Annotated in this window: 27 protein-coding genes; 3 read left to right on the top strand and 24 right to left on the bottom strand. The window is 68.0% G+C overall.

What is annotated here, in order from left to right:
• Positions 1 to 387: 387 nt before the first annotated feature.
• The 15 genes from tyrS to infC all read right to left on the bottom strand — a co-directional run bounded on the left by tyrS (position 388) and on the right by infC (position 15,349).
• A complete protein-coding gene (gene tyrS, locus V3W46_RS04570) occupies positions 388 to 1,695 on the bottom strand; it encodes a tyrosine--tRNA ligase (RefSeq protein ID WP_331781911.1) in 1,308 nt (435 codons plus the stop codon).
• Between the two features lie 64 nt (positions 1,696 to 1,759).
• Positions 1,760 to 2,374, bottom strand: coding sequence for a DNA-3-methyladenine glycosylase (locus tag V3W46_RS04575; protein ID WP_331781912.1), 615 nt, complete (start codon positions 2,372 to 2,374; stop codon positions 1,760 to 1,762).
• 56 nt (positions 2,375 to 2,430) lie between these two features.
• Positions 2,431 to 2,655, bottom strand: a complete 225-nt coding sequence (locus V3W46_RS04580; RefSeq protein ID WP_331781913.1) for a hypothetical protein — start codon at positions 2,653 to 2,655, stop codon at positions 2,431 to 2,433.
• Positions 2,652 to 4,103, bottom strand: a complete 1,452-nt coding sequence (gene argH / locus V3W46_RS04585; protein ID WP_331781914.1) for an argininosuccinate lyase — start codon at positions 4,101 to 4,103, stop codon at positions 2,652 to 2,654. Before argH ends, V3W46_RS04580 begins: the two co-directional genes overlap by 4 nt.
• A gap of 2 nt (positions 4,104 to 4,105) precedes the next feature.
• Positions 4,106 to 5,092 carry an ornithine carbamoyltransferase gene (gene argF, locus V3W46_RS04590; RefSeq protein ID WP_331781915.1) on the bottom strand — a complete coding sequence of 329 codons (987 nt, stop codon included), beginning with the start codon at positions 5,090 to 5,092 and terminating at the stop codon, positions 4,106 to 4,108.
• A gap of 55 nt (positions 5,093 to 5,147) precedes the next feature.
• Positions 5,148 to 6,374 (bottom strand): acetylornithine transaminase, encoded by a 1,227-nt coding sequence (locus V3W46_RS04595; protein WP_331781916.1) that lies wholly within the window; start codon positions 6,372 to 6,374, stop codon positions 5,148 to 5,150.
• Positions 6,371 to 7,291, bottom strand: coding sequence for an acetylglutamate kinase (argB, locus tag V3W46_RS04600; protein ID WP_331781917.1), 921 nt, complete (start codon positions 7,289 to 7,291; stop codon positions 6,371 to 6,373). The genes V3W46_RS04595 and argB overlap by 4 nt, the downstream gene beginning before the upstream one ends.
• Positions 7,291 to 8,448: a bifunctional glutamate N-acetyltransferase/amino-acid acetyltransferase ArgJ gene (gene argJ, locus V3W46_RS04605; protein WP_331781918.1), complete on the bottom strand. Its 1,158-nt coding sequence runs from the start codon at positions 8,446 to 8,448 to the stop codon at positions 7,291 to 7,293. Before argJ ends, argB begins: the two co-directional genes overlap by 1 nt.
• Positions 8,449 to 8,476: 28 nt before the next feature.
• A complete protein-coding gene (argC, locus tag V3W46_RS04610; RefSeq protein WP_331781919.1) occupies positions 8,477 to 9,523 on the bottom strand; it encodes an N-acetyl-gamma-glutamyl-phosphate reductase in 1,047 nt (348 codons plus the stop codon).
• Between the two features lie 122 nt (positions 9,524 to 9,645).
• Positions 9,646 to 12,183 carry a phenylalanine--tRNA ligase subunit beta gene (pheT, locus tag V3W46_RS04615; RefSeq protein WP_331781920.1) on the bottom strand — a complete coding sequence of 846 codons (2,538 nt, stop codon included), beginning with the start codon at positions 12,181 to 12,183 and terminating at the stop codon, positions 9,646 to 9,648.
• Between the two features lie 2 nt (positions 12,184 to 12,185).
• Complete coding sequence (pheS, locus tag V3W46_RS04620) at positions 12,186 to 13,232, bottom strand: phenylalanine--tRNA ligase subunit alpha (protein WP_331781921.1); 1,047 nt, start codon at positions 13,230 to 13,232, stop codon at positions 12,186 to 12,188.
• 15 nt (positions 13,233 to 13,247) lie between these two features.
• Positions 13,248 to 14,048 (bottom strand): TrmH family RNA methyltransferase, encoded by an 801-nt coding sequence (locus tag V3W46_RS04625; RefSeq protein ID WP_331781922.1) that lies wholly within the window; start codon positions 14,046 to 14,048, stop codon positions 13,248 to 13,250.
• A 28-nt stretch (positions 14,049 to 14,076) separates the two neighbouring features.
• Positions 14,077 to 14,469, bottom strand: a complete 393-nt coding sequence (gene rplT, locus V3W46_RS04630; protein WP_331781923.1) for a 50S ribosomal protein L20 — start codon at positions 14,467 to 14,469, stop codon at positions 14,077 to 14,079.
• Between the two features lie 32 nt (positions 14,470 to 14,501).
• Entirely contained in the window at positions 14,502 to 14,696 is a 195-nt protein-coding gene (gene rpmI, locus V3W46_RS04635) for a 50S ribosomal protein L35 (protein WP_331781924.1), read from the bottom strand.
• Between the two features lie 29 nt (positions 14,697 to 14,725).
• Positions 14,726 to 15,349, bottom strand: coding sequence for a translation initiation factor IF-3 (gene infC, locus V3W46_RS04640; protein ID WP_331782039.1), 624 nt, complete (start codon positions 15,347 to 15,349; stop codon positions 14,726 to 14,728).
• A gap of 293 nt (positions 15,350 to 15,642) precedes the next feature.
• On the opposite strand from infC, the gene V3W46_RS04645 reads away from it, so the two are divergent.
• Positions 15,643 to 15,975, top strand: coding sequence for a DUF1844 domain-containing protein (locus tag V3W46_RS04645; protein ID WP_331781925.1), 333 nt, complete (start codon positions 15,643 to 15,645; stop codon positions 15,973 to 15,975).
• An 84-nt stretch (positions 15,976 to 16,059) separates the two neighbouring features.
• Here V3W46_RS04645 and V3W46_RS04650 read toward each other — a convergent pair whose 3' ends face one another.
• The 6 genes from V3W46_RS04650 to V3W46_RS04675 all read right to left on the bottom strand — a co-directional run bounded on the left by V3W46_RS04650 (position 16,060) and on the right by V3W46_RS04675 (position 20,461).
• Entirely contained in the window at positions 16,060 to 16,857 is a 798-nt protein-coding gene (locus tag V3W46_RS04650; protein WP_331781926.1) for an SseB family protein, read from the bottom strand.
• A gap of 68 nt (positions 16,858 to 16,925) precedes the next feature.
• Complete coding sequence (priA, locus tag V3W46_RS04655) at positions 16,926 to 17,663, bottom strand: bifunctional 1-(5-phosphoribosyl)-5-((5-phosphoribosylamino)methylideneamino)imidazole-4-carboxamide isomerase/phosphoribosylanthranilate isomerase PriA (RefSeq protein ID WP_331781927.1); 738 nt, start codon at positions 17,661 to 17,663, stop codon at positions 16,926 to 16,928.
• A 61-nt stretch (positions 17,664 to 17,724) separates the two neighbouring features.
• Positions 17,725 to 18,357 carry an imidazole glycerol phosphate synthase subunit HisH gene (hisH, locus tag V3W46_RS04660; protein ID WP_331781928.1) on the bottom strand — a complete coding sequence of 211 codons (633 nt, stop codon included), beginning with the start codon at positions 18,355 to 18,357 and terminating at the stop codon, positions 17,725 to 17,727.
• Positions 18,354 to 18,962, bottom strand: a complete 609-nt coding sequence (gene hisB / locus V3W46_RS04665; RefSeq protein WP_331781929.1) for an imidazoleglycerol-phosphate dehydratase HisB — start codon at positions 18,960 to 18,962, stop codon at positions 18,354 to 18,356. Before hisB ends, hisH begins: the two co-directional genes overlap by 4 nt.
• A gap of 61 nt (positions 18,963 to 19,023) precedes the next feature.
• Positions 19,024 to 20,106: a histidinol-phosphate transaminase gene (locus V3W46_RS04670; protein ID WP_331781930.1), complete on the bottom strand. Its 1,083-nt coding sequence runs from the start codon at positions 20,104 to 20,106 to the stop codon at positions 19,024 to 19,026.
• A 28-nt stretch (positions 20,107 to 20,134) separates the two neighbouring features.
• On the bottom strand, positions 20,135 to 20,461 hold the full coding sequence (locus V3W46_RS04675) for a LysM peptidoglycan-binding domain-containing protein (RefSeq protein WP_331781931.1): 327 nt from the start codon (positions 20,459 to 20,461) through the stop codon (positions 20,135 to 20,137).
• 279 nt (positions 20,462 to 20,740) lie between these two features.
• Between V3W46_RS04675 and lexA the strand changes: the two genes are divergently transcribed.
• Entirely contained in the window at positions 20,741 to 21,406 is a 666-nt protein-coding gene (lexA, locus tag V3W46_RS04680; protein WP_331781932.1) for a transcriptional repressor LexA, read from the top strand.
• A 119-nt stretch (positions 21,407 to 21,525) separates the two neighbouring features.
• On the opposite strand, the gene hflX is transcribed toward lexA, so the two are convergent.
• On the bottom strand, positions 21,526 to 23,061 hold the full coding sequence (gene hflX / locus V3W46_RS04685; protein ID WP_331781933.1) for a GTPase HflX: 1,536 nt from the start codon (positions 23,059 to 23,061) through the stop codon (positions 21,526 to 21,528).
• Between the two features lie 40 nt (positions 23,062 to 23,101).
• On the opposite strand from hflX, the gene V3W46_RS04690 reads away from it, so the two are divergent.
• A complete protein-coding gene (locus V3W46_RS04690) occupies positions 23,102 to 23,719 on the top strand; it encodes a class I SAM-dependent methyltransferase (protein ID WP_331781934.1) in 618 nt (205 codons plus the stop codon).
• A 144-nt stretch (positions 23,720 to 23,863) separates the two neighbouring features.
• Here V3W46_RS04690 and dapF read toward each other — a convergent pair whose 3' ends face one another.
• Both dapF and miaA read right to left on the bottom strand, forming a co-directional pair.
• A complete protein-coding gene (gene dapF, locus V3W46_RS04695; RefSeq protein ID WP_331781935.1) occupies positions 23,864 to 24,745 on the bottom strand; it encodes a diaminopimelate epimerase in 882 nt (293 codons plus the stop codon).
• A 9-nt stretch (positions 24,746 to 24,754) separates the two neighbouring features.
• A complete protein-coding gene (gene miaA, locus V3W46_RS04700) occupies positions 24,755 to 25,714 on the bottom strand; it encodes a tRNA (adenosine(37)-N6)-dimethylallyltransferase MiaA (protein WP_331782040.1) in 960 nt (319 codons plus the stop codon).
• Positions 25,715 to 25,740 lie beyond the last annotated feature (26 nt).

The following is a 25,740-nucleotide window of genomic DNA, read 5'->3' on the forward strand; positions in this document are numbered from 1 at the left end:
TGTGCACGCTGTTGAGTTCTCAAAGATCGGACGCACCCACCCGCTTGACCGTTACAAAGAACGGGAGCCGAAAGGGGCAACTTCACTACTGTACATCTTCATCTCACGATCGGAGCCCAAACGCTCAGAACCTTTGTGTTTAGCAACACAGCGTTCGAGGTTTTCTCTGCCGTTCTGATGGCCCCGCTTGAGGCCGGTAAGCTCTTCCGCTTTCCGAACCTTTGGGGTGACAAGAGACAACATTACGGTCATGTTTCATGGCTGGCAAGTTACAGATACTTCCCGGGCGTGTCGCGCTGCGACACCCCCGGAAGACCGCGCCAGCACAGCTGCCGCGGCGCTGGCGTCGCAGAATCGCTGCGCGATTCACCCAGCTCCAGCGCGCGACTAGCTCACGAAGACGCCCGCCAGCGTCTTCTTGCCGCGTCGAAGAACCACGATGCCACCGGGCAGAGCAACCTCGCCGGCGGTCGCCGCGTCGGTTTCGACCTTCACATTGTTGGCGTAGACCCCACCCTGGGCGATCGCCCTTCGGGCCTCGCTCGCCGACGTGGTGAGCTTGGTGTCGACCAACAGCTGCACGAGCGGCGTGTTCTGCCGGGCCTCGACCGTGACCAACTCCCCTAACGCCTGGCGGAGGGTCAGTTCGGGAAGCCCAGCCAGGTCACCCTGGCCGAAGAGTGCCGCCGCAGCCGCGATGGCAGCATCCGTCGCCTCGGCGCCGTGAACCAGCGCCGTCACCTCGTAGGCGAGGGCGCGCTGGGCCTCACGCCGGAAGGGTTCGGCCGCGACGGCCGCCCCGAGGCGCTCGAGTTCGTCGCGCGTGAGGAACGTGAAGATCTTCAGCCGCTCGATCACGTCGGCGTCGTCGGTGTTGAGCCAGAACTGGTAGAAGGCGTAGGGACTGGTGAGCCGGTCATCCAGCCACACCGCGTTGCCCTCGCTCTTGCCGAACTTGGTTCCGTCGGAGTTCGTGATGAGGGGCGTGCCGATGGCGTGCACCGTAGCCTGTTCGGCCCGGCGGATGAGATCGGTGCCACTCGTGAGATTGCCCCACTGGTCGCTTCCACCGGTCTGCAGCACGCAATCGTAACTGCGGTACAGCTCGAGGAAGTCGAGGCCCTGCAGAATCTGGTAGCTGAACTCGGTGTAGCTGATGCCGGCGTCGGAGTTCAGCCGCGCACTCACCGCGTCTTTCTTCAGCATCGTGCCCACACGGAAGTACTTGCCGATGTCGCGCAGGAAGTCGATGGCGCTGAGCGGCGCCGTCCAGTCGAGGTTGTTGACCAGCCGAGCCGCGTTGTCATCGTCGAAGCTCAGGAAGCGCGAGATCTGTGCCTGCAGGTACCCCACCCACTCCGCCACGGTGTCGCGGGCGGTCAGTGTACGTTCGGCCGTCGGCCGCGGGTCGCCGATCAGGCCGGTCGACCCGCCGACGAGGGCGAGCGGCCGGTGCCCGGCCAGCTGCAGCCGGCGCATCACCAGCAGCTGCACCAGGTTGCCGAGGTGCAGGCTCGGCGCTGTCGGGTCGAACCCGCAGTAGAACGTGATGGGGTCGCCGTCGAGGGCGGCCTTCAGCTCGGGCTCATCGGTCGAGACGTGAATGAGACCGCGCCACTTCAGTTCGTCCCACACGGAGACGAACGACGGGTCGTTCTGTTGGGCAGCTAAGGCTGCCGACGCTGGCTGTGACACTCCGCAAGGGTACCAGCGCCCGGCCAACCATTCCTCGCAGGCATTTCTAGGGCGTGTAACGAGGTCAGGGCAGCAGTTTGGGGTGGCGTTTGTAGGGCGAGACGGTGGGGTCGCCGGGAATGAAGAAGCGCCAGGGGTACGCGCTGCCCCCGCCGGGGCCGCCGAGGCCGGTGCGCAGGCTCGTCTCGACGGGCGACGGATGCTCGGGCATCCGCAGTTCGTAGGGCAACTCCGTGAGCGGGGCTCCCCCGTCGGCCAGCGGAATGCCGAGCGCCTTCGTGAGTCGAGCCGGGCCCCGGGCCAGATCGCGGAAGGGTACCGCGGCTCCCCTGCGCTGCCAGGCGAGCTCGACGCCTTCGACGATCTCACCGGCGCGCAGCAGCACCCCGCTGGCAGTACCGGCGGGAGAGCAGACGACGTTGGCACAGGTGTGCATGCCGTAGGTGAAGTACGTGTACAGGTGCAGTGGCTCACCGAACATGACCGAATTCGACTTCGTCTTGCCGCGGAACGAGTGCGACCCGGGGTCGTCACCCACGCCGAGGTAGGCCTCGACCTCGGTGATGCGCAGCGAGGTCGTACCCTCGGGTGCGGTACGGCTCAGGATGCCGCCGAGCAGCAGCGGCGCGACTTCGGTCGACGGGCGCTCGAAGACCGCGGCCCACGACGCGTCGGTCACCGGCACGGCCTCGTCATGGTTCGGGGTCGACTCGTCATCGTTCGGCGTCGATGCGGTCAGAAGAGCTTGACGCCGAGCGAGAGAGTGATGACGACGGCGGCGATCACGACGATGGCGGCGCCGGCGAACACCGTCCAGTAGAGCCAGTTCTTCATCGGCTTGCGCCACCACGGAGTCTTGTAGTCGGGGTGGTTGCGAATGTCGCGGTCGACCTTCGGCTTCTTTCCGTTCGGGCCGTTGGGGCCGAGCGGTTCGGGCAGGTTCTGGCTGCTGAGTGTCACGCGGTACCCCCTGGGGCGTTCAGTAGAGCGTTCTGCAGCAGGCGAACCTGCTGGGTGAGAGCAGCGAGCTGCTCGGTGACACGCACGCCCGCAGTGCCGCCGATGCCGTCGCGGCTCGCGATCGATCCGGTGACGGTGACGACAGAGCGAACATCCGGAGTCAGGTGCGGTGACACGTCTGCCAGCTGCTCGTCTGTCGGTTCGTGCAGCTCGAGGCCGTGCTCTTCGCAGAACCGTACGAGGTCGCCGCTGATCTCGTGCGCGTCGCGGAAGACGACGCCCTGCTTCACCAGCCACTCGGCGACGTCGGTCGCGAGCGAGAAGCCCTGGGGGGCGAGCTCTGCCATGCGTTCGGTGTTGAAGGTGAGCGAGGCGACCATGCCGGTGAAGGCGGGCAGCAGCACTTCGAGCTGCTCGACCGAGTCGAACACCGGCTCTTTGTCTTCTTGCAGGTCACGATTGTAGGCGAGCGGGAGGCCCTTCAGGGTGGCCAGCAGGCCGGTCACGTTGCCGATCAGGCGGCCCGACTTGCCGCGCGCCAGCTCGGCGATGTCGGGATTCTTCTTCTGCGGCATGATCGACGATCCGGTGGAGTAGCCGTCGTGCAGCTTCACGAAGCCGAACTCGCGGGTCGCCCACACGATGATCTCCTCGGCGAAACGCGAGAGGTTGATGCCGATCAGGCTGGCGATGAAGGCGAACTCGGCGACGACGTCACGGCTCGCGGTGGCGTCGATCGAGTTGAGCATGGGGCCCTGGGCGAGCCCGAGCTCGCTCGCGACGAGGGCCGGGTCGAGCCCCAGCGAGCTGCCCGCGAGGGCCCCGGCGCCGTAGGGCGAAGCGGATGCCCGGCCACTCCAGTCACGCAGTCGCTCGAGATCGCGAACCAGGGGCCACGCGTGCGCGAGCAGGTGGTGCGAGAGGAGCACGGGTTGCGCGTGCTGCAGGTGCGTGCGGCCCGGCATCGGGGCATCCATATGCGCCGAGGCCTGCGAGGCGATGGCGTCGATGAGTTGCACGACGAGGTGGCCGATGTGACGGGAGTGGTCGAGCAGGTAGAGCCGGATGAGCGTGGCGATCTGGTCGTTGCGGCTGCGGCCGGCGCGCAGCTTGCCGCCCAACTCGGGGCCGGCCTCGATGATCAGGCCCCGCTCGAGCGCCGAGTGCACGTCTTCGTCGCTCTCTGCCGCCGCGAACGAGCCGTCGGCGATGTGCTCGGCGAGGCGGTCGAACGCTTCGAGCATGGCCACGAGTTCGTCGTCGGTGAGATAGCCGGCGGCTGTGAGGGCCTTAGCATGCGCTCGGGAGCCCTGGATGTCGTAGGGCCAGAGCTGCCAGTCGAACTGGGTCGACTTACTGAGAGCCTGCAGCTCGGGTGAGGGGCCGCTCGCGAAGCGGCCGCCCCACAGGGCACCGGCCTCGCCGGCCCGGCTGGTGCTCTCGGCCACGGTCAGGCCCCCTGGGCAGACGTCGCGAGGGCGGCATCGTGTTGCGTGGCGGCCGACGGTGCGGCACCCTGCTGCTGCAGGAGCCAGACGAGCAGCGCCTTCTGGGCGTGCAGGCGGTTCTCGGCCTCGTCCCAGATGACACTCTGCGGGCCGTCGATGACGTCGGCCGCGACCTCGTAGCCGCGATCTGCGGGCAGGCAGTGTAGAAAGAGGGCATCGGGCTTGGCGTGCGCCATCAGAGCCCGGTCGACCTGGTAGCCGCCGAACACCTTCACGCGCGCGGCCTTCTCATCTTCTTTGCCCATCGACACCCAGGTGTCGGTGACGACGATGTCAGCACCGGTGACCGCGTCGACCGGGTCGACGAGCACGGTCGCCGAACCACCGGTGCGGGCGGCGATGGCCTGGGCATCCTGAACCACGTCGGCGGCCGGCGAATAGTCGGCCGGGGCGGCGATGCGCACGTGCATGCCCGCGGTGGCGCAGGCCAGCAGGTATGACTGGCCCATGTTGCTGGCGCCGTCGCCGAGGAAGGTGACGGTGAGTCCGGCAGGGTCGCCGCGGTGCTCGCGGATGGTCAGCAGGTCGGCGAGCAGCTGGCAGGGGTGGAAGTCGTCAGAGAGGGCGTTGACGACGGGCACGGTGGTGCCGGCAGCCATCTCTTCGAGGCCGCTCTGGGCGTAGGTGCGCCAGACGATGGCCGCGACCTGACGTTCGAGCACCCGGGCCGTGTCGGAGGCGGTCTCTTTGCCGCTCAGCTGGCTGTTGGCCGTGCTGATGATGAGGGGGCTGCCGCCGAGGTCGGCGATCCCGACGGCGAACGAGACGCGGGTGCGGGTCGACGACTTGTCGAAGATGACCGCCACGGTCTGCGGGCCGGCCAGCGGCTTGGTGCCGAATCGGTCGCGCTTCAACTCTGCCGCCAGGTCGAGGATCTCTGCCTGCTCGGCAGGAGTCAGGTCGTCGTCGCGGAGGAAGTGGCGGGTCATCGGGGCCTTCGAGGTGAGGTACGGGTGGAGACTACAAGGATAGCGGCCGGGGGCACTAGGCCTCGGGGGTCGGGGGCTGCGGCGGAAAGCCGACCGCCGTCAGCGCGGCCGAGAACCGTGTGATGAAGATGTCGACCTCGAGCTCACGGATGATCAGGGGCGGGGCCATGCGGATGCTCGACTCGTTCGCGGCGTTGATGATCAGCCCTGCATCCATCGCCGCGGCCGACAACTTGAGCGCGATCGGCTCGCTGAGCCCCAACCCGATCAGCAGGCCGTGGCCGCGGATCTCGTCGATCAGCGGGGAGTTCAGGGCGGCGATGCGGTCGCGCAGCAGCACTCCCTTGCGCTCGGCGTTGTCGATGAGGCCGGCCGACTCGATCTCTTCGAGCACCGCGTTGGCGGTGGCCGTGGCGAGGGGGTTTCCGCCGAAGGTGCTGCCGTGCATCCCGCGCTGAAACAGGTCGGATGCCCAGCCGAACGTCACGAGCGAGCCGATCGGCACCCCACCGGCCATGCCCTTCGCGATGGTGACCGCGTCGGGCTTGATGCCGGCGAGCTCATACGCGAACCAGCGGCCGGTGCGGCCGATGCCGGTCTGGATCTCGTCGAGAATCAGCAGAACGCCGTGCTGCTCGGTGAGCTCGCGGGCGCGCTGGAGATAGCCCTCGGGCAGGTCGATGACCCCGGCCTCGCCCTTGATGGGCTCGAGGAACAGGGCGGCGACGCTGTCGTCGATGGTCGCCTCGAGGGCCTCGATGGTGGAGTCGATGTGGATCACCCCGCCCGGCAGGGGCTCGAACGGTTCTTGCATCTCGCGCTTGCCGGTGAGCGCGAGCGAGCCCATGGTGCGGCCGTGGAAGGAGTTCTTCAGCGAGACGATGGTCGAGCGGCCGCCCCTCGTGTTGAGGCGGGCGAGTTTGAAGGCGGCCTCGTTGGCCTCGGCGCCCGAATTGCAGAAGTAGGCTCGGCCGGCGGGGCCCGCGCCGGTGATGCGTTTCAGGCGTTCGGCGAGTTCGAGCTGCGGCCTCGTCGAGAAGTAGTTCGAGACATGGGCGAGCGTGCTGACCTGGCGAGTGACCGCCTCGACGACCACCGGATGCGCATGGCCGAGCGAGTTCACGGCGATGCCGGCGAGGAAGTCGAGGTACTCCTTCTCGTTCTCATCCCACACGAAGGCGCCGCGCCCGTGGGTGAGCAGGGCGAGGGGCTGGCCCATGGTTCGCATGAGCGACTCGTTAAAGGTGTCGACCCAGGTATGTTCGGTGTTGACGTCGCTCATGAATTCTCCTCTGCGAGTGCCGTTCGGGCGTCGGCGACCACTTCGGTGCCGACGCCGCTCTGCGTGAAGACCTCCAGCAGAATCGAGTGCGGGGTGCGGCCGTCGATGATCGCGGCCTTCGGCACTCCCCCGTCGACCGCCTCGAGGCAGGCCGACATCTTCGGAATCATGCCCGACTCGAGGCCGGGCAACAGGTCGCGCAACGCGCCCGCCTCGATGACCGAGACGAGCGAATCGCGGTTCGGCCAGTCTGAGTACAGCCCGGCCACGTCGGTGAGAATGACGAGCTTCGCCGCACCGAGGGCCACCGCGAGCGCCGCGGCCGCAGCGTCGGCGTTGATGTTCAGCACCTGGCCGGGCTCGTCGCGGTCGGGCGCGATCGACGAGACCACCGGGATGCGCCCCGCGGCGAGGTGCTCGAACACCGCCCCCGGGTTGACCCCGACGACGTCGCCCACGAGGCCGAGGTCGACGGTCTCGCCGTCGACCTCGAGCAGGCGCCGCCGGCCCTCGAAGAGCCCGGCGTCTTCGCCCGACAGCGCGGTGGCCAGGGGGCCGTGCTCGTTGATGTGCCCGACGATGTCGCGACTGATCTGGCCGGTGAGCACCATGCGAACGACATCCATCGCCTCGGGGCTCGTGACACGATAGCCGCCGCGGAATTCGCTCTCGATGCCGAGTCGGTCGAGCATCCGTGAGATCTGCGGACCACCGCCGTGCACGACCACCGGCTTGATGCCGGCGTAGCGCAGGTAGACGATGTCTTCGGCGAAGGTTCGCTGCAGGTCGGGGTCGACCATGGCGTTGCCGCCGAACTTGATGACCATGACCTGGTCGTGGAAGGTCTTCAGCCAGGGCAGCGACTCGATGAGGGTCGCGGCCTTCACAGCGGCGAGATCGTGGGCGGTGTCGGTCATCAGCTGGCGTACGCGCTGTTCTCGTGAACGTAGTCGTGGGTGAGGTCGTTCGTGTAGATCTCGGCCGTGGCGTCGCCGACGTGCAGGTCGATCAGCACGCTCACCGCGCGAGGGGCGAGGTCGATGAGGTCGCGGTCTTCGAACGGCTCACCCGCCTTGCAGATCTTCACGCCGTTGATGGTGACGTCGATGTTGTAGGGGTCGAACTCGGCGTCGGTCGTGCCCACCGCGGCCAGCACGCGACCCCAGTTGGGATCGTTGCCGAAGATCGCTGCCTTGAAGAGGTTGCTGCGTGACACCGCTCGCGCAACGGTGACGGCGTCGTCTTCGGTGCGCGCGTTCAGAGCCGTGATGGTGATGTCGTGGCTCGCGCCCTCGGCGTCGCCCTGCAACTGCAGAGCGAGGTCGTGGCACAGCCCGGTGAGAGCCACGGTGAAGTCGTCGACGTCGGGGGTGACTCCGGATGCTCCGCTCGCCATCAGCGTGACAGTGTCGTTGGTCGACATGCAGCCGTCGGAGTCGACCCGGTCGAACGTGACACGGGTGGCTGCGCGCAGGGCGGCGTCGAGCGACTCGGCGGGCAGGTCTGCGTCGGTGGTGATGACGACGAGCATGGTGGCGAGCCCGGGCGCGAGCATGCCGGCGCCCTTCGCCATACCGCCGATCGACCATCCGTCGCCCACCGCGACCGACTGCTTGGCCCTGGTGTCGGTGGTCATGATGGCGTGCGCCGCTGCAGAGCCGCCGTCTGCCGACAGCGCGGCCGTGACGGCCGGAACACCGCCGACCACCTTGTCGCGGAAGACCTCGTCGCCGGTGCCGATCAGCCCGGTCGAGCAGACGATGACGTCGCCCGCCGAGACACCGAGGCTGGCGGCGACCGCCTCGGCCGTCTGGTGTGTGGTCTGGAATCCGAACGAGCCGGTGTAGCAGTTGGCGCCGCCCGAGTTCAGGATGACCGCCGACACCACCCCGTCGGCGATGACCTGCTCTGACCACAGCACCGGGTTGGCCTTGCAACGGTTCGACGTGAACACCGCAGCCGCCGCCGCGCTCGGCCCGCGGTTGAACACCAGGGCCAGGTCGAGGTCGCCACTCGACTTCAGACCGCGCGCGATGCCGGCCGCTTCGAAACCGGCGGGGGTGGTGACGCTCACTGGATGGCTCCTGGGGTGCTGGGCTGGGTCACGGCGCGACCCCGTCGATGGGCAGGCCGAGTGTCTCGGGCAGGCCGAGGGCGATGTTCGCCGACTGGATGGCCGCTCCCGCCGTGCCCTTCACGAGGTTGTCGATGGCGGTGACGGTGACGACGCGGCCCGCGGCCTCGTCGACGGCGAGGCCGATCAGGGCGGTATTGGCGCCTGTCACGTCAGACACGGTCGGAAACTGCCCCTCGGGCAGAACGTGCACGAACGGCTCGTCGGCGTAGGCGTCGACCCAGGCCGACCGCACGTCGTGTGCCGTGATGCCCGCCGCGAGACGTGCGGTCGACGTCGCGAGGATTCCGCGCGCCATCGGCACGAGCACCGGCGTGAATGACACGGTGACCGGTGAACCGGCCGAGGCCGACAGGTTCTGCACGATCTCGGGGTTGTGCCGGTGGCTGCCGCCGACACCGTAGGCGCTGGCCGAGCCGAGGATCTCGGAGGCGAGCAGGTTCGTGCGCAGGCTCTTGCCCGCGCCCGACGGCCCGACGGCGAGAACAGCGACGAGATCGACCGGCTGGATGACGCCCGCCTGCAGTCCAGGAGCCAGCCCGAGGCTGATGGCGGTGACGTTGCAGCCGGGCACGGCGATGCGGCTGACCCCGGCGAGCCGCGTGCGCTGCTTCTGGTGACCCTCGATGAGCAGCTCGGGCAGGCCGTACGGCCAGGCCCCGTAGAACTCGCCGCCGTAGAACGCGGCCCAGTCGGCCTCGCTGACGAGGCGGTGGTCGGCGCCGCAGTCGATGACCAGCGTGTTGTCGTCGAGCGTCTCGGTGATGGCACCCGACTTGCCGTGCGGCAGGGCCAGGAAGACGATGTCGTGCCCCGCGAGCGCCTCTGTCGTGGTGTCGCTCAATACCAGGTCGGCATAGGAGCGCAGGTGCGGATGCACGGCGACCAGCGGCTGCCCGGCGTTGTTGTTCGCGGTGACCGTTCGCACCTCGAACTCGGGATGAGCCGCAAGCAGTCGCAGCAGTTCACCGCCGGCGTAGCCGCTCGCTCCCGCCACTGCCACCGAATACGCCATGTCTCAAATCTACCCTTCGTCACCGGCGCCGCCGTGCGGGCCGCCTCTCGGTCGGCCGTGCCGCCCAGCCGGGCGCCTCTCGGTCGGCCGTGCCGCCCAGCGGGCGGCGAACGATCGTTCGACTACTCGCGAACGATCGCGCCGAATCGTCGTTCGGCCTCGGCGGCGCCCGCGATGCGCGCCTCACTGGCCTCGGCGGCGGTGAGGGTGCGGTCGGGAGCCCTGAAGCGCAGAGCGAAGGTCAGCGACTTCGACCCGGGCTCAATGCCCGAACCGCGGTAGTCGTCGACGAGCCGGATGCTCTCGAGCAGCTCGCCCGACCCGAGACGTACCGCGTTCAGAACGTCGGCGGCGGGCACATCGGCGGCCACGACGAGCGACACGTCTTGCGTGGCGGCCGGATAGCCGGCGAGCGGGGTCGCCTCGACTGTTCGCGCCGCCAGTTCGATCAGAGCGCCGAGATCGAGCTCGGACACGGCGACGACGCGGGGCAGGTCGAGGTCGCCGGCGAGGGCGGGCAGCAGCTCGCCCACGTAACCGACGCTCACCGTGTTGGCGCCCTCGATGGGCACGACGATCTCGGCCGTGCGGCCCGGGTGCAGAGCGGCGTGCGACGACTGCCGCACGACGATCGGAACGTCGAGGGCCGCCGCGAGCACGCGCACGGTGTCGAGCACATCGGCGATGCCGACCGGCACCGCGGGCTGGCCCGGCTGCTTGTCGATGGCGTTGCCGAGCGCGAGCAGGCCGACGTGCCAGGGCTGGGGCGGAATGCTCGCATCGAGCCGGGCGAGGGTGTCGGCATCCGGCAGCAGTGCGCCCGCGGGAACCTCTTCGACGCCGTACCGGGTGCCGGCGACCGGCTGGAAGACCGCGCCTATCTCGAACAGGGCGAGGTCGGTGAGGCCGCGCGAGAGGTTGCGGCGGGCGATGTCGACCAGCCCGGGCAGCAGGGTCACCCGCAGGTAGGGCACCTCGGCGTCGAGCGGATTCGCCAGCTTCACGGCAGCGACAGGCGAGCCGTCGGGCGAGCCGAACAGCTCGTTCGACGCGCTCGAGACGAACGGGTACGCGAGCACCTCGGTCGACCCGGCGGAAGCCAGTGTCTCGCCCGCCAAGCGGCGGAGCCTCTGCTCGCGGGTGAGCCCGCGACCGGGCGGCGCGACGGGCACCTCGCTCGGAATGCGCGAGTAGCCCACGATGCGGGCGACCTCTTCGGCGAGCGTCGACTTGTGGGTGAGGTCGGGTCGCCACGACGGCGGCGTCACCAGCAGGCCGTCGTGGGCGTACTCGAGCGTGGCGCCGATCTCGATGAGCGACGACGTGATCTCGTCGTCGGTGTAGTTCACACCGACGAGCCCGGAGATGTACGAGTCGGGCAGAAAGATCGGCTCGAGCGCGGTGTGGGCGTGGTGCACCGAACCGAGCGTGTCGGCGCGGCCGCCGGCGAGTTCTTCGAGCAGCTGCACGACGCGTGCCGCGGCAGCCGCGGCCACCTCGGGATCCACCCCCCGTTCGAATCGCTTTGACGCCTCGCTCGGCAGCTTGTGACGCCGAGCGGTGCGGGCGATGCTCACCGGATCGAAGTTGGCAGCCTCGACGAGCACGTTCGTCGTCTCGTCGCTGATCTCGGTCGTGAACCCGCCCATCACACCGGCGAGCCCGATCGCACCCGAATCGTCGGCGATCACCAGGTCTTCGGGGTCGAGGGTGCGGGTCTGGCCGTCGAGGGTCTTCAGGGTCTCGCCCGCGCGCGGCCGGCGAACCACGATGCCGCCGGTCAGCCGGTCGAGGTCGTAGCCGTGGATGGGCTGGCCGAGTTCGATCATGACGTAGTTGGTGATGTCGACGATCAGCGAGATCGACCGGATGCCCGCCAGTTTGAGCCGCGAGACGAGCCAGGCGGGGCTCGGCAGGGTCGGGTCGACGCCGCGCACCACACGCGTGACGAAGACGCTCGCACCGACGCGCCCGCGGATGGGCGCCTCGTCGTCGATCACCACCGAGAAGCCGTCGAGGTCGTCGGGTGCGTCGAGCCCGGCGGCCGGGTCGCGGAAGACCGCCCCCGTCGCGTGGGCGTACTCGCGCGCGATGCCGCGGATGGAGAAGGCGTACCCGCGGTCGGGCGTCACGTTCACCTCGACGGCGGCGTCGTCGAGCGACAGCAGGGCGAGCGCGTCGGTGCCGACCTCCGGATCGAGCCCCAGGGTGGCCAGGCGCAGGATGCCGTCGTGGTCGTCGCCCAGGCCGAGCTCGCGCGCCGACGCGATCATGCCGTCGGAGACGTGGCCGTAGGTCTTGCGCGCAGCGATGGCGAAACCACCGGGCAGAACGGCACCGGGCAGCGTCACGACCACCTTGTCGCCCACGAAGAAGTTGTGGGCGCCGCAGACGATGCCCCGAACATCCGCCCCGCCGTCGGCGGCGAGCCGCCCGGGAAGTGCGACGCGCACGCTGCACCACCGGATGGTCTTGCCATTGCTCTGCGGTTCGTCGCCGAATTCGAGCACCTCGCCGACGACGATCGGGCCCTCGAGGTCGAAGTCGTGCGACCCCTCTTCTTCGAGGCCGACGCTGACGAGCGCTGCGTGGATGTCGTCGACGGTGGTGCCGACCGGGAGCTCGACGAACTCGGCGAGCCAGCTGATGGGAATTCTCATCGTCAGACCACCATCCCGAACTGCTGGCTGAACCGCACGTCGCCCTCGACCATGTCGCGCATGTCATTGAGATTGTTGCGGAACTGCAGGGTGCGTTCGATGCCCATGCCGAACGCGAAGCCTGAGTAGACATCGGGATCGATGCCGGCCGAGAGCAGCACGTTCGGGTTCACCATGCCGCAGCCACCCCATTCGACCCAGCGCGCGCCGCCCTTCGCCCGGGGCTGCCAGACATCCATCTCGGCGCTCGGTTCGGTGAACGGAAAGTAGTTGGGGCGCAGGCGGATCTTCGCCTCGTCGCCGAACATCTGGCGCGCGAACAGCTCGAGCGTTCCGCGCAGGTGGGCCATGGTGAGCCCCTTGTCGACGGCGATGCCCTCGACCTGGCTGAACACAGGCGTGTGCGTGGCGTCGAGCTCGTCGGTGCGGTACGTGCGGCCGGGCGCGATGACGTACACCGGCAGCTCGCGGCTCAGCAGCGAGCGCACCTGAACGGGCGAGGTGTGGGTGCGCAGCAGCAGGTGCGACTGCACCGGCTCGACGAAGAAGGTGTCTTGCATGGCGCGGGCCGGATGATCGGCGTCGAAGTTGAGCGCGTCGAAGTTGAACCACTCGTTCTCGAGTTCTGGCCCCTCGGCGACCTCCCACCCCATGCTCACGAAGATGTCGGCCACCTTGTCTTGCAGCAGCGAGAGAGGATGCCTCGCGCCCAGCTTCTTGCGAACCGGCAGGGCCGTGACGTCGAGCGTCTCGGCGGCGAGCTGCGCCGCGTTCTCGAGGGCGACGACGTCGGCCTCCTTCGCAGCGAGAGCCTGGTTGACCCGGGCCCGTGCCTGCCCGACGAGCTTGCCCGCAGCAGCCTTCTGATCGTTGGGCAACGACCGCAGCTGGCCGTTCAGCCGGGCCAGCGCAGACGCCTCACCCGCGTGTTGCGACCGGGCGGCCTTGAACGACGCCGAGTCGCTGACGGCGTCGATGGCAGCGAGGGCGGCGGCCACCGCGGCGGCGACGGATTCGTCGGAGATGGCGAGGGAGTTGGAGTCAGACACGAGAACCAAGCTTAGTCAGGCGTGCTGGGCGAACGCGCTCTCGTAGAGGCACACCGAGGCGGCCGTGGCGAGGTTCATCGACTCGGCCTTGCCATAGATCGGCACCGAGACGGCGCGGTCGGCCAGCGCGAGGTTCTCGTCGGTGAGACCGCGCGCCTCGTTGCCGAAGAGCCAGGCCGTCGGCTGTTCGAGCAGTCCGGTCGACCGCACGATGAGCAGGTCGTCGCCCTTGATGTCGGCGGCCAGGATCTGCAGGCCGGCCTCGACCGCCCGGGCCTTCACGTCGAGGAGGTTCGCATCCATCGCCACCGGCAGGTGGAACAGAGAGCCGGTGGTCGAGCGCACCACCTTGGGGTTGTAGAGGTCGACCGAGCGGCCCGTCAGAATGACGGCGTCGGCCCCGGCCGCGTCGGCGGCACGGATGATCGTTCCGGCGTTGCCCGGGTCACGAACCTCTTCGAGGATGGCGATCAGCCGGGGGCCGGCCGCGAAGATGTCTTTCACGGCGGTCGGAAACTGGTGACAGACGGCGATGAACCCCTGGGGGGTGACCGTATCTGACATCACCTCCAGAACGTGCTCGGAGACGAACTCGACGTCGACGCCCGCATCCACCGCCGTCTGGGCGATGTCGGTGTAGCGCTCGAGGGCCGTCGGCGTGGCGTACAGCTCGACGACCAGCTGCGGGCTGAACAGCAGTGCCTCGGCCACCGCCTGCGGCCCCTCCAAGAGAAAGAGCCCGGTCTCAGACCGGGCCCCCTTCTTGGCAAGTTTGGCAACGGCCCGAACACGCGGAGAACGCGGATTATCAAGCATGTGCCAAGTCAACCAGACTTACGACGAACTACGCGACGGCGCCGGCCTTTGCAGCCGAGGTGTCGGCGGGCAGTGCTGCCTTGGCGCTCTGCACGAGGGCGGCGAAGGTGGCGGGCTCGGTGACGGCCAGGTCGGCGAGAATACGACGGTCGACCTCGATGCCGGCCAGGTTCAGGCCCTGGATGAGGCGGTTGTAGGTCAGGCCGTTGAGGCGGGCAGCGGCGTTGATGCGCTGGATCCACAGGCGGCGGAAGTCACCCTTGCGCGCACGGCGGTCGCGGTACGAGTAGACGAGCGAGTGGGTGACCTGCTCTTTGGCCTTGCGGTACAGGCGCGAACGCTGGCCGCGGTAGCCCTCGGCACGCTCCAGGATGACGCGACGCTTCTTGTGGGCGTTGACCGCCCTCTTTACTCTTGCCATTTTGTATCAGTCCTTTTCTAACGTCTGCGGTTCTAGAGGCCGAGGAGCTTCTTGACGACCTTGGCGTCTTGCGGGGCAAGAACCTGGTCGGTGTTCAGGCGACGCTTGCGCTGGCCCGACTTCACTTCCAGGTTGTGGCGCATGCCGGCCTGCTGCTTCATGATCTTGCCGCTGCCGGTGACCTTGAAGCGCTTCTTGGCCCCGGAATGGGTCTTCTGCTTGGGCATAGTTCTCTCCTCGTGTGGGTAGTGGTTCGTTATTCGGCCGGAGCGGCGTCGACCGGTGCTGGAGATTCAGCGGGGGCGGCGGGTGCCTCCCGTGGCGGTTTCGCTGCGGCGCGGTGTGCGTTGGCCTCGGCCTTGGCCTCTGCTTTGTTCTTCAGAGGGCCGATGACCATGACCATGTTGCGACCGTCGATGGTCGGGCTCGATTCGACAGAACCGAACTCCGACACGTCTTCGGCAAATCTCTGCAGGAGTCTGACTCCCTGGTCGGGGCGCGACTGCTCACGGCCACGGAACAAGATCATCGCTTTGACCTTGTCACCCGCCTTGAGGAAGCCTTCGGCGCGCTTGCGCTTGGTCTCGTAGTCGTGCACATCGATCTTCAGGCGAAAGCGAACCTCTTTGAGAATCGTGTTCGCCTGGTTGCGCCGGGCCTCCTTGGCCTTCTGCGCGGCTTCGTACTTGAACTTTCCGTAGTCCATGATCTTGGCGACGGGCGGCTTCGAGTTCGGGGCCACCTCAACTAAGTCAAGGTCTGCCTCTTGTGCGAGTCTGAGTGCGACGTCGATGCTCACGACGCCAACCTGCTCACCGGCCGGACCCACGAGGCGAACCTCGGGTACTCGTATACGGTCGTTTGTACGGGGATCGCTGATGCGTTGCTCCTTCTGCTGGGTGGATGTTCGGCTGGGCCTCTGGCGTCAACCAGCGCTCACGAAACTGAACGTTCACCACGCACCGACAGGAATCACACCTGTCAAAACGCACCACACCCTGCCTGCCCGGCCTTCTGTGAAGGTCGGGCGGAGTGCAATCGACCCGGTAACCTTGAGGCTGTTGAGCCAAGCGGTCAAGCGCGGGTGGGAGAATCTCCACTTTCGATCTGACACCTCTCGGTGCCAGAGCCGCCTAGAAGTCTAGCAGAGACTTCGCCCCACAGTGAGATCGGATGCAAATGAGTGACGAAGCCCGCGACATCGCCGACGTTCAGGCGGTGGAGGTCATCACCACGACGGCCGTTCACCTGATGAGCGCGGCCGCGGTGAAGGTCGGCCTGGCCGACGACCCCGAGAACCAGCTCGACCTCGATGAGGCCCGCAAGCTGATCATCGCCCTGGCCGGTCTCGTCACCGCCGGCGCCCCCGAGATCGGCGACATGCACGCCCGCAGCCTGCGCGACGGACTGCGGTCGCTGCAGCTCGCCTTCCGCGAGGCGTCGCCGTACCCCGATCCCATCGGGCAGGGCCCCGGCGAGAAGCTGACCGGCCCGGTCTACGCCTGAGCCTGCGCGACACATCTGCGCCTGTTCGGCACAACCGCACCCCTTCGAAGGGGTGCGGTTGTGCCGAAAGGGCGCGAAAACGGGTCAGACCCAGCTCGGGGCCGCCACGAGGGTCACGGCGAGCGAATCGACTCGATCCGCCACGATGGGGCTCTGCGACCAGCGCTCGTGCAGACGCGCCAAAAGGGTGGTCAACGCACCCTGGTCGAGCCCCGGCCGCAGTTCGAGCCTGACCACGAGTTCGGCCCCGAGCATCCGGCTCGTGGGGTCACCGTTCTGAAGCGAGACCGCAGCAACCGCCGGTTCGGCTGCCACCGATGCGCTGAAGACGGCCAGAACCTCGGCATCGTCGGCCGGCGCACGCCATGGGATGCCCTGCGCCATCGCCCAGACCGCAGGTCGCCGCACGACGAACTCGGTCGGCGAGGTGGCATCGATGATGACGATGTCGGTGTTCTCGCCCGCCGCAGCCAGCGCGACGCGTCGAGCCTCGGTGGGAATCGGCCGGGCCTTCGGATTCCAGGCAGTCATGGCCGCGGTCGACGTGAAGGCGGGCAGGGCCGAGCGGCCATCGGGCGTCGTCACCGTGACGATCGAGAGCTCCTGCGTCTTGTCGACGAGGTGCCCGTGATCGTCGACACCGGTCTCACCCGCATGAGCGACCAGCGGAACGAGTAACCGCACCTCGCGCAGCGCATCGACGACGTCGGCCTGCGATGCTTCGCCGGCGCCGAACCGCCTCATCGTGTCGAGAAGCTGCGGCGAGGCGGTTCCGTCATCACCCTCGAAGGCACTGGTGCTCGCCTCGAAGTGGCGGCCGGCAAAGGGCCGGCCGGCAGAATCTGCGGCGCCTGCATGCGGCTCCGGATGCTCGTCGTGCACGACTACGCCGCTCCGTTCTTCTATCGCCAGGTCAGTTCGCCACGTCAGTTCGCAGGTCAGTCACCACGTCAGTTCGACGCGACGGCCAGCGCCTCGACCAGCGTGAAGGCCCCGGCGTACAGCGCCCGGCCCACGATCGCGCCCTCGAGGCCGGCCGGAACGAGGGCGCGCAACTCAACGAGGTCGTCGAGGCTCGAGATGCCGCCCGAGGCGACGACCGGCTTGTCGGTGCGCTGCATGACCTGCATCAACAGGTCGACATTCGGGCCCTTGAGCGTGCCGTCTTTGGTGACGTCGGTGACCACGTAGCGGGCGCAGCCGGCGTCTTCGAGCCGGGCGAGAACCTCCCAGAGGTCGCCGCCCTCCTTGGTCCAGCCGCGGGCAGCGAGGGTGGTGCCGCGAACGTCGAGGCCGACGGCGATCGCGTCGCCGAACCGCTCGATGGCCGAGGCCGCCCACTCGGGGTTCTCGAGAGCCGCCGTGCCGAGGTTGACGCGGGTCGCACCACTCTCAAGGGCGTTCTCGAGCGAGGCGTCGTCGCGGATGCCGCCCGAGAGCTCGATCTTGATGCTGTCGGCCTGGGCGATGACGCGTTTGATGACGTCGACGTTGCTGCCCCGGCCGAAGGCGGCATCGAGGTCGACGAGGTGAATCCATTCGGCACCCTGGGCCACCCAGTCGGCCGCCGCGTCGGCCGGGTCGCCGTGGTTGGTCTCGGTGCCGGCCTGGCCCTGAGTGAGGCGCACGGCCTGGCCGTCTGCGATGTCGACGGCGGGCAGCAGAACGAGTGCGGGCTGGTCGGTCATGGAGCGGGCGATCCTTCGGGTGGTGGGGGCGGTGGTGACGCTGTTGGTGGTTTGAGGCGGGTCAGAGCGTCTCGAGCCAGTTCGCGAGCAGCCGCAGGCCGGCGTCGCCCGACTTCTCGGGGTGAAACTGGGTGGCCGACAGGGGGCCGTTCTCGACGGCGGCGATGAATCCGCCGCCGTGGTCGGCCCAGGTCACCGCGGCCGCGGGCAGGGGCGGTTGCGCATCGAGTTCCCACTGCTGGGCGCCGTAGGAGTGCACGAAGTAGAAGCGCTCGTCGTGCAGGCCGGCGAAGAGCCGCGAGTCGTCGGGAGCAGATACCGTGTTCCAGCCCATGTGCGGCAGAACATCCGCCTTCAGTTCGTCGACGGTGCCCGGCCATTCGCCGAGACCTTCGGTGTCGACGCCGCGCTCGATGCCCCGGCCGAACAGCACCTGCATGCCGACGCAGATGCCGAGCACCGGCCGGCCGCCGGCGAGACGCTTGTCGATGAGTTCGCCGCCGCGCACGGAGTCGAGCGCCGACATGACGGCGCTGAAGGCACCGACACCCGGCACCAGCAGGCCGTCGGCCTCGGCGACCGAACGGCGGTCGGCAGTGAGTTCGACGTCAGCACCGACCTTCTCGAGGGCCTTGACCGCGGAGTGCACGTTGCCCGAGCCATAGTCGAGCACGACGACGGTGGGCCTGGTCACAGCGCGCCCTTCGTCGATGGGATGCCCGACACGCTCGGGTCGAGCTGCTTGGCGAACCGGAACGCGCGGGCAAACGCCTTGAACTCGGCCTCGGCGATGTGGTGGGGATCGCGGCCGCCCAGCACGGTGATGTGCACGGTCAGACCGGCGTTGAAGGTGATCGCCTCGAAGACGTGCCGCACCATCGAGCCGGTGAAGTGGCCGCCGATGAGGTGCAGCTCGAAGCCGGCGGGCTCACCGGTGTGCACGAGAAAGGGGCGCCCCGAGATGTCGACGACGGCCTGCACCAGGGCCTCATCGAGCGGCACGAGGGCGTCGCCGAAGCGCGAGATGCCGCTCTTGTCGCCCAGGGCCTGGCGAATGGCCTGGCCGAGCACGATGCCGACGTCTTCGACGGTGTGGTGCACATCGATGTCGGTGTCTCCGCTGGCCTTCACCGTCAGATCGGTCAGCGAGTGCTTGGCGAAGGCGGTGAGCATGTGGTTGTAGAAGGGCACAGAAGTGTCGATGTGCGAGACGCCGGTGCCGTCGAGGTTCAGCGAGAGCTCGATGCTCGATTCGCTGGTCTCGCGCGTGAGGCTGGCGGTGCGGGGTTCGATCGGCATGCCCGAAAGTCTACCGGGCGCCAGGATGCCCGGCCGGGCCCGTTCGGTCGCGAGCGCTCGGTCAGGCTTGCTCCGTCAGCTCGCTCATCGCGCTGAGGAACGCGGTGGTCTCTGCCTCGGTGCCTGCGCTGACCCGCAGGTGGCCGGGGATGCCCAGGTCGCGAATGATGATGTCGCGCTCGAGCAGCTGCTCGAACATCCGGTGTGCGTCGGGCACCCCGCCGAACAGCACGAAGTTCGACGCGCTCGGGTACGGGTGATAGCCGAGTTCGCGCAGCGTCACCTCGATGCGGTCGCGCTGCGTCTTGATGTCGTCGACCATGGCGAGCATCTCGGGCGCGTGGGCGAGAGCCGCGACGGCGGCTGCCTGAGTGAGTGACGAGAGATGGTACGGCAGGCGAACGAGCCGCAGGGCGTCGCTGACGGCGGGGTCTGCCGCGAGGTAGCCCAGCCGCGCACCGGCGAAGGCGAACGCCTTGCTCATGGTGCGCGTGACGATGAGGCGCTCACGACCCTCGAGCAGCGACAAGGCGGTCGGCTCGTCGGCGTGACCGAACTCGGCGTAGGCCTCGTCGACGACCACGATGCCCGGCGTGGCGTCGTAGGCGGCGGCGATGGTCTCGAGCGACAGTGCGGTGCCGGTGGGGTTGTTGGGCGAACAGAAGAACACGAGGTCGGGGTTCGTGCGTTCGACCCAGTCGACGGCCGTCGCCGGCGAGATCTCGTATTCGGCGTCGCGAACGCCCGGAATCCACTCGGTGCCGGTGCCGGCCGCGATGATCGGGTGCATCGAATACGTGGGCGGAAAGCCAAGCACCGAACGGCCCGGCCCGCCGAAGGCCTGAAGGATCTGCTGCAGGATCTCGTTCGATCCGTTGGCCGCCCAGAGGTTGTCGCGGGTGAGACCGCCGCCCAGGTAGCCGGCGAGACTGTCGCGCAGGGCCAGGAACTCGCGGTCGGGGTACCGGTTCACCGAGAGCAGTTCGCGGGCGAGAGCTTCGATGATCGAGCGGGCGACGTCTTCGGGGATGGGGTGTGTGTTCTCGTTGACGTTGAGCTGAACGGCGACCTTCAGTTCGGGAGCACCATACGGGTGCAGGCCACGAAGATCGTCGCGGATGGGCAGATCGGCTAGGGAACTCACCCAGTCAATGGTAGTGCGCCCGCGCTTGCTACTTGGCGTACTGCGGCGGCAGGGCCAGGCGCTGGCCCGAGTGCACGTCAGACGACTGCAGCTGGTTGAGGTTGACGATGTCGGCGATGACATCGCGCGGGTCGGCCGAGGGGTCGAGAGTCTGGGCGATGCCCCAGAGGCTTTCGCCGGGCTGCACGGTGACATAGCTGTAGGTGACCGCGGTGCCCTCGCCCGTTGCCATGGCCTGCGAACCGCCCAGGATCGCGAACGCCACGAGGGCGGCGATGAGCGGCAGCGAGACGAGCGTCGCGAGTACGAGGCGCCCACGACGCGTGAGGCGCAGGCGAACCGATGGAGCAGTCATTTCTAGTGCAGTCATGATGTGGCCCTCTCAGGGATTTCGTACCAGGCGCTCGGCCGGGAGCGCCTGGTACGAAGCTGTGTTCCGAATATATCTTCGAACGTTCGAATGTACAAGTCGAATATGCAGACGATTATGACGACACACTCGAACATGTGTTTGTTCTTCTTGCTGTGTTCGATACAGTTTCGATAGTCGACATCGAACCGAACCGGCCACTGATGACAGTGAACAGCAAGCCACTGACATCGGGTCGAAACCCCAGCGAAAGCGAGAGACACCGTGCCCAGTGAGCGTGGCGGAACAAGGCGACGCAAGTCGTTGAGCGAGAAGCAGCTGGCGATTCTCGAGGTGATCTCTGAGGCGGTGAATCAGCAGGGGTATCCGCCGAGCATGCGCGAGATCGGCGACGCGGTCGGCCTCGCCTCGCTGTCGAGCGTCACCCACCAGCTGAACCAGCTCGAACTGAGCGGCTACCTGCGCCGCGACCCGAATCGGCCCCGGGCTCTCGAAGTGCTCATCGACATTCCGAAGAGCGACTCGGTCAACACCGACTCACCGACACCCCACGGCGACGTCGCCCTGGTACCCCTGGTCGGCCGTATCGCCGCCGGTATTCCGATCACGGCCGAGCAGCAGGTCGAAGAGGTGTTCCCTCTCCCCCGGCAACTGGTCGGCAAGGGCGAGCTGTTCATGCTCAAGGTCGTCGGCGAGTCGATGATCGACGCCGCCATCTGCGACGGCGACTGGGTCGTGGTTCGAACGCAGCACACGGCCGAGAACGGCGACATCGTGGCGGCCATGCTCGACGACGAGGCGACCGTCAAGGTGTTCCGGCAGCGCGACGGCCACACATGGCTGCTGCCGCGCAACTCGAACTTCGAGCCCATCCTCGGCGACTACGCCACGGTGCTGGGCAAGGTCGTGGCGGTGCTGCGCTCGGTGTGACGCCCAGGTGGCCGGGCGACCCGCGTCGCGGGTAGGCGGCGCCGGGCATCCACTCGGTGTAGATGGGCGCCGCCGGGCATCCACTCGGTGTAAATGGGCGCCGCCGGGCACCCACTCGGTCAGTGGGCGGTGTACTCCACGAGCTGTGCCTCGAACTCGGCGTTGACGAGGGCGCGCACGCGCGTGCCGCCCTCCTCGTAGTCGGTGCTCAGCACGGTGCTGTGCTGGTGCATCTGCGAGACGAGGTCGCCACGGTCGTAGGGCACGAGCACGTCGACCTCGATCGACGGTGTGGGCAGCATGTGGTCGAGTGTCTCGAGAAGTTCGTCGATGCCCTCGCCCGTGCGCGCCGAGACGAACACCGAGTTCGGCTCGAGGCCGCGCAGCACGATGCGGTCGTTCTCGGTCACCAGGTCGGCCTTGTTGAAGACGACGAGTTCGGGGATGCCCCGAGCCCCCGCCTCACCGATGACCTCGCGCACCGTGGTGAGCTGGCTCGCCGGGTCGGGGTGCGAGGCGTCGACGACGTGCACGATGACGTCGGCGTCGGCGACCTCTTCGAGCGTCGACCGGAACGCCTCGACGAGCTGCGTCGGCAGGCTGCGCACGAACCCGACGGTGTCGACAAGGGTGAACTCACGGCCGTCAGAGGTCTGCGTGCGGCGCACGGTCGCGTCGAGTGTCGCGAACAACGCATTCTCGACGAGCAGCCCGGCCCCGGTGATGCGGTTCAGCAGCGACGACTTGCCGGCGTTCGTGTAGCCCGCGATCGCCACCGAGGGCACGGTGTTGCGCTTGCGGTTGGCACGCTTGGCGTCGCGGGCCGGCTTCATCGCCGCGATCTGCTTGCGCAGCCGGGCCATGCGGGTGTGGATGCGCCGACGATCGAGCTCGATCTTGGTCTCACCGGGGCCACGCGAGCCCATGCCCGCTCCGGCGCCACCCACCTGGCCACCGGCCTGGCGCGACATCGAGTCACCCCAGCCGCGGAGTCGCGGCAGCAGGTACTCGAGCTGTGCCAGTTCGACCTGCGCCTTGCCCTCGCGGCTCTTGGCGTGCTGGCTGAAGATGTCGAGAATGACGGCCGTGCGGTCGATGACCTTGACCTTCACCACATCTTCGAGCGCACGCCGCTGACTCGGGGCGAGCTCGCTGTCGGCGATCACGGTGTCGGCGCCGAGCGCCTTCACGATGCCGGCCAGCTCTGCGGCCTTGCCCTTGCCGAAGTAGGTGCTCGGGTCGGGGGTGGCGCGGCGCTGCATGAGCCCGTCGAGCACGACCGCTCCGGCCGTCTCGGCGAGGGCGGCGAGCTCGTGCAGGGAGTTCTCGGCGTCAGCCAGGTTGCCCTGGGTGTAGACGCCGATCAGCACGACGTTCTCCAGTCGCAGCTGGCGGTACTCGACCTCGGTGACGTCTTCGAGCTCGGTCGAGAGACCCGCCACCCGGCGCAGGGCCTGGCGATCGGCGAGGTCGAACTGGTCTCCGTCGTGGTTCTGGCCCTGCCGAGCATCCACTGTGTTGCGGCCGACCGCCTGTGCGGCGCCGGAGGAGAACAGGGCGTAACCGGAGGAGCGTGCCTCGGCGCGCGCAAGGATGCGGTCGACAGAAGTGGTGGGTGTCGACTCGTCGGTCGAAAGTGAATCGTGTTCAGACATTTAGGTAAAGACTAACCCTCTCATTTGCTACATTCCCTCTATGGCTTCCGACAATGGGCACTACTTTTCAGCGCGTCCATCAACGGAACTCCGGCTCAAAGAGATACCGGTGACCATCGCGGGCAGATCGTTCCAGGCGACGACCGCGGGCGGCGTGTTCAGCCCTGACCGGGTGGATGCCGGAACCCAGGTGTTGCTGTCGAACACCCCTGCGCCGCCGCCCGGGGGCAATCTGCTCGATGTGGGCTGCGGCTGGGGACCCATCTCGCTCGCTCTCGCTCTGTTGTCACCCCACGCCACCGTGTGGGCTGTCGACGTCAACGAACGTGCTCTCGATCTGGTGCGGGCCAATGCCGCCAAGCTCGGCCTCGACAATGTCAACGCGGTTCTGCCGTCAGATGTTCCCGACGACATACTGTTCATGACCATCTGGTCGAACCCGCCGATCAGGGTCGGCAAAGACGAGCTGCACAATCTGCTGCTGACATGGTTGCCGCGACTCGACCCCGGCTCTGACGCGTGGCTCGTGGTGCAGCGCAACCTCGGTTCAGACTCGCTGCACCGCTGGCTCGAGGGGGCGCTGCCGAGTGGGTTCAGCGTGTCGCGGTCGGCGACGAGCAAGGGGTATCGGGTGCTGCGGGCGCGGCTGCGGGGCTGAGGTGCACGCGGTTGAACTCCGCGCGGCCGAGCTCGACGCGGCTGAGCTTCGGGTTCGGACGGGGCGCGGCTGAGCTCCGGGTTCAGACGAGGCCGGGCTGAGCTTCGAGCAGAACGAGCAGACTGAGCCGACTGAGTAGCAACGTCAGGTGAGCGTGACGTCGCCCTCGAAGACGAGCTCGGCGGGGCCCGACAGCGCCACGTGCTCGCCGTCTTCTGTCGCATACATGCGCACGCCGACGGCGCCGCCCGGCACCTCGACGCGCCACTGATTCGGAGCACCGGCACCGGCCCAGTACCGGATGGCCAGCGCGGCCGCGGCCGCACCCGTGCCGCACGACAGGGTCTCACCGCTACCGCGCTCGTGCACGCGCATGCGGATGTGCCCGACGCCGTTTCGCACGAGCGGCTCGAGCGGCACCACGAACTCCACGTTCGCGCCGTCGGCCGGTGCGGGGTCGAGGTGTGGAATGAAGCTGAGGTCGGCAGACTCGAGTTCGTCTTCGTCGGCAAGCGCGACGACGACGTGCGGATTGCCCACGTTCACGCCGAGACCGGGGCGGGCGACCTGCAGGTTCTTCGCGCGCACCAGCGGCTCGCCGCCCTCAAGGCGCCAACGACCCAGGTCGGCCTGGAAACCGGTGAGGTTGCGCTGCACGTCGATGACGCCCGCACGGGTTGCGACGACGAAGGTGTCGCCCTGAACGAGCTCGGCGAGACCGTTCTCGATGAGGTACTTCACGAACACCCGGATGCCGTTGCCGCACATCTCGGCCGGTGAACCGTCGGCGTTGTGGTAGTCCATGAACCACTCGGCGGCCGGATCTTCGGCGAGCGAAGCGGCACCCTCGGGCAGGTTGGCCGACTTCACCGCACGGATGAGCCCGTTGGCTCCGATACCGAAGTTACGGTCGCAGAGCGAGGCGATCTGCTCGGGGGTGAGCGAGACCAGCCCGTCGGGGTCGGCGAACAGAACGAAGTCGTTGCCGGTGCCCTGGCCCTTGGTGAAGTGCAGATCGATCGCCATGGTTCAAGCCTAGGGGCTCGGCGGTGGGGGTACTGCGGCGTGGAAGGCGGCGAGGGCGGTGTCGGCCAGGTGCGGGCCGGCCGCGGGCATCCACTGCGCGTCTCGGTAGCGCCGGAACCAGCTCACCTGACGCCGGGCGTACCGACGGGTGAGGGCCTGTGCCTCGGCGACGGCCTCGGCCTGGGTGGCGGTGCCGTGCACCTGCGCCAGGGCCTGTGCGTACCCGATGGCGCGGCGAGCGGTGACTCCGTGTTCGAGCCCGAGCGGCACGAGGCCCTCCACCTCGGCCACGAGGCCTGCCGACCACATGCGCTCGACGCGGGCGTCGAGCCGTTCGACGAGCAGGTCGCGTGGGTGCTCGAGCGCGATGATGGTCGACGGGCGCCACGGCGCCGGTTTGTCGGGCAACTGTCCGCTGAGGGGCACACCAGTGAGTTCGATCACCTCGAGCGCCCGTACGATTCGTCGGCCGTTGTGCGCACCGATGGCCGCGGCCGAGGTCGGATCGGCCTCGGCGAGCCGTCGGTAGAGCATGCCGACTCCGAGACGTTCGAGCTCGTCTTCGAGCGCCTGACGAACCGCCGCATCGCGAACCGGAAACCGGAAGTCGAAGATGACAGAACTGATGTAGAGCCCAGAGCCGCCCACCAGAATCGGCACCGCGCCCCGGCCGATGATGTCGTCGATGGCGGCCCGGGCCTCGACCTGGTAGGCCGCGACCGAACCCTCGTCGCTCGGGTCGAGAACGTCGAGCAGATGGTGCGGGATGCCGCGCCGCTCGTCTGGCGCCAGCTTCGCCGTTCCGATGTCCATGCCGCGGTAGAGCTGCATGGCGTCGGCGTTCACGATCTCGGCGGGCCGGCCCTCGGCGGCCAGGCGTTCGGCGAGATCGAGCGACAGGTCGGACTTGCCGGTGCCGGTGGCCCCGACGATGGTGAGGATGCCCGCGTCAGAAGCGGAGCGTCGCATGGGGTCGGGCGACACCGGCTCGTGCG

It is taken from the genome of Subtercola sp. YIM 133946 (assembly GCF_036553535.1).
Taxonomy (GTDB): Bacteria; Actinomycetota; Actinomycetes; order Actinomycetales; family Microbacteriaceae; genus Subtercola.